The organism is Archangium sp. (assembly GCF_036389735.1).
GTDB lineage: Bacteria > Myxococcota > Myxococcia > Myxococcales > Myxococcaceae > Archangium.
In genome coordinates this window covers 1-5,109 of the sequence record NZ_DASVWK010001080.1, presented here as the reverse complement: position 1 = coordinate 5,109, position 5,109 = coordinate 1, and the positions used below count along the sequence as shown (strand labels likewise).

Annotated in this window: 5 protein-coding genes; all 5 read right to left on the bottom strand. The window is 71.1% G+C overall.

The window, feature by feature from the left end; genetic code table 11:
• The coding region (locus VF794_RS38900) for an ATP-binding cassette domain-containing protein (RefSeq protein WP_331118627.1) at nt 1-228 on the bottom strand (228 nt) is incomplete at its 3' end.
• A 65-nt stretch (nt 229-293) separates the two neighbouring features.
• Nucleotides 294-1,904: an alpha-amylase family glycosyl hydrolase gene (locus VF794_RS38895; RefSeq protein WP_331118624.1), complete on the bottom strand. Its 1,611-nt coding sequence runs from the start codon at nt 1,902-1,904 to the stop codon at nt 294-296.
• A 167-nt stretch (nt 1,905-2,071) separates the two neighbouring features.
• The gene (locus tag VF794_RS38890; RefSeq protein ID WP_331118622.1) at nt 2,072-2,485 is read right to left on the bottom strand and encodes a hypothetical protein; all 414 of its coding nucleotides are present in this window, start codon (nt 2,483-2,485) and stop codon (nt 2,072-2,074) included.
• Between the two features lie 109 nt (nt 2,486-2,594).
• Nucleotides 2,595-3,191, bottom strand: coding sequence for a chemotaxis protein CheC (locus VF794_RS38885; RefSeq protein ID WP_331118620.1), 597 nt, complete (start codon nt 3,189-3,191; stop codon nt 2,595-2,597).
• The coding region (locus tag VF794_RS38880; RefSeq protein WP_331118619.1) for a chemotaxis protein CheW at nt 3,188-5,109 on the bottom strand (1,922 nt) is incomplete at its 5' end. The genes VF794_RS38885 and VF794_RS38880, both read right to left, overlap by 4 nt.

The window sequence follows — 5,109 nt, the reverse complement described above, 5'->3', positions numbered from 1 at the left end:
GTCCCGATCCTTGGGCGGCAGCTCGTTCACCACGCGCTCGCCGATGGCGAGGGTTCCTCCGGTGATCTCCTCCAGGCCGGCGATCATCCGCAGCGCGGTGGACTTGCCGCAGCCCGACGGACCCACCAGCACCATGAACTCATGGTCCCGGATGTCGAGGTTCAGGCCCTCGATGACCGAGACATCGCCGTACCGCTTGGCCACATTCTTGAAAACCACACCGGCCATTCAGGCTCTCCCCACACGGGCGCACCCTGGGTTGCCCAGGTGCATGGTTCCAAACTGTATGATCATCAACGAGCCCGTCCCAGGATTCGGACGCCCATTGGCTCGACGGCGAGTTCCACCGTGGGAGCAGCCGTCAGGCGGCCCCCGTCGAGCAGGTCTTCCGCGTCCGCCCCACTCCAGGCCTCGGGCCAGGGGAAGGAGACGGACGCCTTCTTGTTGCTCCGGTTCACCGCCACCACCACGGCATCGCCCGACTCCGGCTCGTGCCGGAGGAAGACGTAGGTGTCGCCGTCGGTGACGAGCCCCTTGTGCGTACCGCGCGCGAGCGCCGGATGCGCCCGGCGGACCGCGATGAGCCTCTGGTAGAACTGGCGCAGCGATTCATCGCGAGGCAGGCCCGTACCAGGCTGTACCGCGCGCTCGCCCCAAGGCATGTCGTCGCGGTTGGCGGGCCAGTCCCCCCCGGGGCGACCCACTTCCTCGCCGTAGTAGATGACGGGGATGCCGGAGGTGGTGAGCTGGAGCGCCGCCGCGAGCCGGAAGCGCGGCTTGTCGCCCTGGAGCTGGAAGAGCGCGCCGGGCACGTCATGCGAGGACAGGAAGTGCGACAGGTGGTAACCCTTGCGCACCTTGTGGCGCGAGCGCAGGTAGGCGTCGAAGGCCACGGTGCGGCCGCGATTCTGGGCCCACGCCAGCGCGCTGCCCTGGAAGCCGAAGTCGAAGCCGGCGTCCATCTCGTCCGTGGAGAACCACGGCTCGAGCGACTCACGGTCCCCACCCCACACCTCGCCGAGCAGGAAGAAGTCCTTGCCCAGCTCCTCACGGGTGCGGCGCCGGTGCTCCTGCCAGAAGGGGTGGTCGACGTGCTTCACCGTGTCCAGGCGGAAGCCGTCCACGCCCGAGCGCTTGCCCCAGGAGAGCTGCGCGTCGAGCAGGTACTTCGCCACCTCGGGCCGCTCCGTCTTGAAGTCCGGCAGGCCGGACACGCAGCTCGTCAGGTCATCCGCCCCGCAGGTGCCCTTCTCCTCCGAGCGCAGCCAGCCGCGCGTCTCGGGCGCGTTGAGGTAGCGCGAGTTGTAGCCGGGGTGGTTGTAGACCACGTCCAGCAGCACGCGGATGCCGCGCGCGTGGCACGCGTCCACCAGGGCCTTCAGCTCCTGCTCGGTGCCGAAGCGCGGATCCACCTGCTGGAAGTCATCCGCCCAGTAGCCGTGGTAGCCCCAGTCCGGGAAGCCCGCGCCGGTGACGAAGCCCTCGATGTTCTTCACCACCGGGGTGATCCACAGCGCCGTCACGCCCAGCGAGGACAGCTCGTCGAGCTGCTCGCGCAGCCCCTTGAAGTCTCCGCCGTGGAAGGTACCGGGGGCCTTCTTGTCCACCTTGACGTTGTTGGCCGGGTCGCCATCCGCGAAGCGGTCCAGCACGACGAAGTAGAGCACCTCGTCGGACCAGCGGCGCGCGGGAGCGGCGGGCGCCGGAGCAGGCGCGGGCGTCGCGGTCGCCGCCGGAGCGGGCGCCGTGTTCGTGCCTACCTGCGCGGTCGCGGTCTCGGCCGGCGGCGGCTGCGAGTGCGCGCAGCCCGCCAACGCCAGCGGAAGCAGCAACAGGGAGGTGGCGACGGGGTAACGAATATTCGCGCGTCTGGCCGTGGGGCGACGGAGCGACGAATCAACCATTGCGCGGGACTTTTCCACACCCGCTTTGGAAAGTGAACCCTCCCACTCCGGATGTTGGCCGCGGCCAGTGAATCCGAGAGGTTAACTTGTCCTCTTCACGGTGGAGCGCGGCGCGAGTACACGCCCCGTCAAGTCATCCCCGGGTCATCTCGGATTGACACGACGTGTCAAGGGAGGTTGTTCATCCGATCCGGCGCCTGGAGCGGGTCCGCCTCGCCCACGTCCTCCACGACGATGATCTCGCTCGCCACCATCTCCGTGTTGTTGTTGGCGAAGGCGGCGCGCACCGTGGAGCCGGGCGCGAGGAGCTCGCGGCCAATCTGCTTGCCGTCCTGGTAGTAGCGCGTCTGGTCGGTGATGCGCAGGTAGCGGGTCTTGCCCCACTTGTCCTCGATGACGAGCGTGTCCGAGTACTCGCCCTCGACCGTGCCCTTCATCGTGAAGCCCCGCTCCATCGAGTAGGGGTTCTTCGCGATGGTGCCCTCGCTCCCCGAGGACTGGCGCATCGCCACCGTTCCGTCCGTCCGGCAACCCACGAGCACCACCGCGCCCACCACCGCGCCCCAGATGATTCCCCTCATGCTCGCCACCCCCGTTGGGACGAAGGGCTTCCGCCCCTCCCAGGGCGTCAAGCTGAGGTCGGGACAGAGGGCTCGCAAGCCAGGGGGGGAGCCCTGGCTGCCCGGCTGCTCAAACGCCCAGGCGGGTGAGCAGCGCCTTGGAGCTATCGCGCTCCAGCACCAGCAGCACCTGGCCGGACACCGCGGGCGCGCCCACCGACGAGAAGCGCGTCTCCAGCACCACCACGCGGTTGTCGCCCTCGGCTTCCGCCACGACGTTCGACAACACCGGGCCCGCCTCGCCCCTCAACAGCACCGGCACCGAGGGCAGCAGCTTCCAGCCCGTCAGCGTCCCGATGGCCGACAGGCACGCGCTCGCCACGATGTTCGCCGTCTCCATCAGCGCGCTCTCGCGCTCCTCCGCCGGCGCATCCGAACGCCGCAGCAACAGCGTCTCCAGCGCCGTGCTGTCCGCCTCGGGCAGCACCAGCAACAGCACGCCCTGGAGCTGCCCCTGCATGCCCAGCTTCGCCGCCACCACGGGGGCCGCGCCCCCGCCCAGCAGCCCGGCCACCTCCGCGGCCGTCGCCAGCACGGCGCGTGGCACGGACAGGTGCACCGTGCGGCCACCCACCAGCCGCGCCAGCGCGTTCACCGCGTGCCCGCAGCCGATATTGGCCACCTCACGAAGGGCGTCCAGCTGAATGTCGGTCGGGAGAGCGCTCACGCGGACAGTAACCTCGGCACGTCCAGGATGAAGACCGGGCGGCCACTTCCCAGGATGGTCACCCCGGAAAGGCCCGGCAGCAAGTCCAAGGGCTGGGACAGCGGCTTGAGCACCGCCTCTTCCTGCCCCACCAGTCGGTCGACCGCGAGCGCCACCCGGCCCGCGTCTCCCTCCATCACCACGAAGGGCCGGAGCCCCTTGCGTGCTGGCGCCTCCATTCCCACCAGCGCGTCCAGCCCGTACACCGGCAGCAACCCCTGGCCGTGCGGCAGCAGCGGCGTCTCCCGGCTGCGCGCCAGCGTCTCGCCGTCCGCCTCCAGCGCCCCCACCACCTTGGCGATGGGCAGACCGAACACCTCGTCCCCCACGCCCACCAGCAGCAGGTGCACCACCGCCACCGTCAGTGGCAGCCGCAGCGTGAAGCGCGTGCCCCGGCCCAGCTCGCTCTCGATCTCGATCGTACCGCCCACGTTCTCCACCACCCGCTTCACCGCGTCCATGCCCACGCCGCGGCCGGAGATCTCCGACACGTCCTTGGCGGTGGACACGCCCGGCAGGCACGCGAGCATGAAGGCCTCGCGGTCCGTCATCCGCGCCGCCGCCTCCGCGCTGAGGGCGCCGCGAGCCACCGCCGCCGCCTTCAGCTTCGCCGCGTTCATGCCACGGCCGTCGTCCTCCATCTCCAGCACCACGCGGTCGCGCGCGCGCCGCACCGACACCAACACGCGCCCCCGCGGGCCCTTGCCCGCCGCCACCCGCTCCTCCGGCGACTCCAGGCCGTGGTCGATGCAGTTGCGCAGCAGGTGCAGCAGTGGATCCGCCAGCTCGTCGAGGATGGCCCGGTCGAGCTCGATCTCCGCGCCGGTGATGACGAGGTCGACTTCGCGCTCCCTGCGCCGGGCGATGTCGCGCGCCGCGCGGGGCAGCCGGTCCGTGATGAGCGACAGCGGCGTCATGCGCGCGCTCATCACCTTGTCGTGCAGGTCCTTCACCAGCGCGTGCAGCCGGTAGACCCCCTCCTCGATGGGCGGACGCGAGTTCTCTGGCAGCACCTTGCCCAGCTCGCGCAGGCGCGCGGTGGCCAGCAGCAGCTCGCCCACCGTGTCCAGGAAGTAGTCCAGCAGCTCCGTGCGCACGCGCACCGTGCGCGTCGCGTCGGCGCCCACCGGTCTCGGGGCCTCCGCGGCCATCGCCAGGCCCACCGCCGGTGGAGGCGGCGCCGTGGGGGCCACCACCGCCAGCTTCAGCGAGACGAGGTCCACCTCGGCCACGTTGCGCAGCGCCTTGCGGATGCCCTCCTCGCCCTCCGCCGTCTCCAGCTCGACGTTGATCAGCCCCTCGGGGATACGACCCGCCTTGAGGTCCTCCAGCGGAGGCGTCAGGCCGTGCAGCGTGCCCAGACCCGTCAGGCGCTTGTGCACCAGGAAGGCGCGCACGCCCGGCGTCTGGCACGTGGGGGAGACACGCAACCGCACCGCCCAGCGCACCGGCTGCTTCGGACCCGCCTCCGGCTGCGCCCCGGCCTCTGGCTGGGGAGTCCGCACGGCCATCGAGACCGTCGCGGCGAGCTGGGCCACCGCGCTGTTGGCGGTGGAGGCCGTCTCCGCCGGAACCTCGGCGGCGGGCGCGGGCGCGGCGGGAGCCGGAGCAGGTGCCTCCAGGGACTCGAGCGCGGCGGGGGCGGCCGGTACGGCGGGGGTCACGCCCGAGGGACGCTGATTCAGCACGCGCGTGGTCCCGGGCGTGCGGCCGGTGAGCACGGACACGCGCTCGGCGAGCTGGGCGAGCAGCGCCGCCGCGTCATCGGGAGCCTTGTTGTCCGCCACGGCCCGCACCTGGGCCAGCATCACGTCGGGGGCCGACAGGAGCAGGTCCACCAGGGTGCGCTCCAGGCGGCTGGGGTCCTGGCGGATGGCGT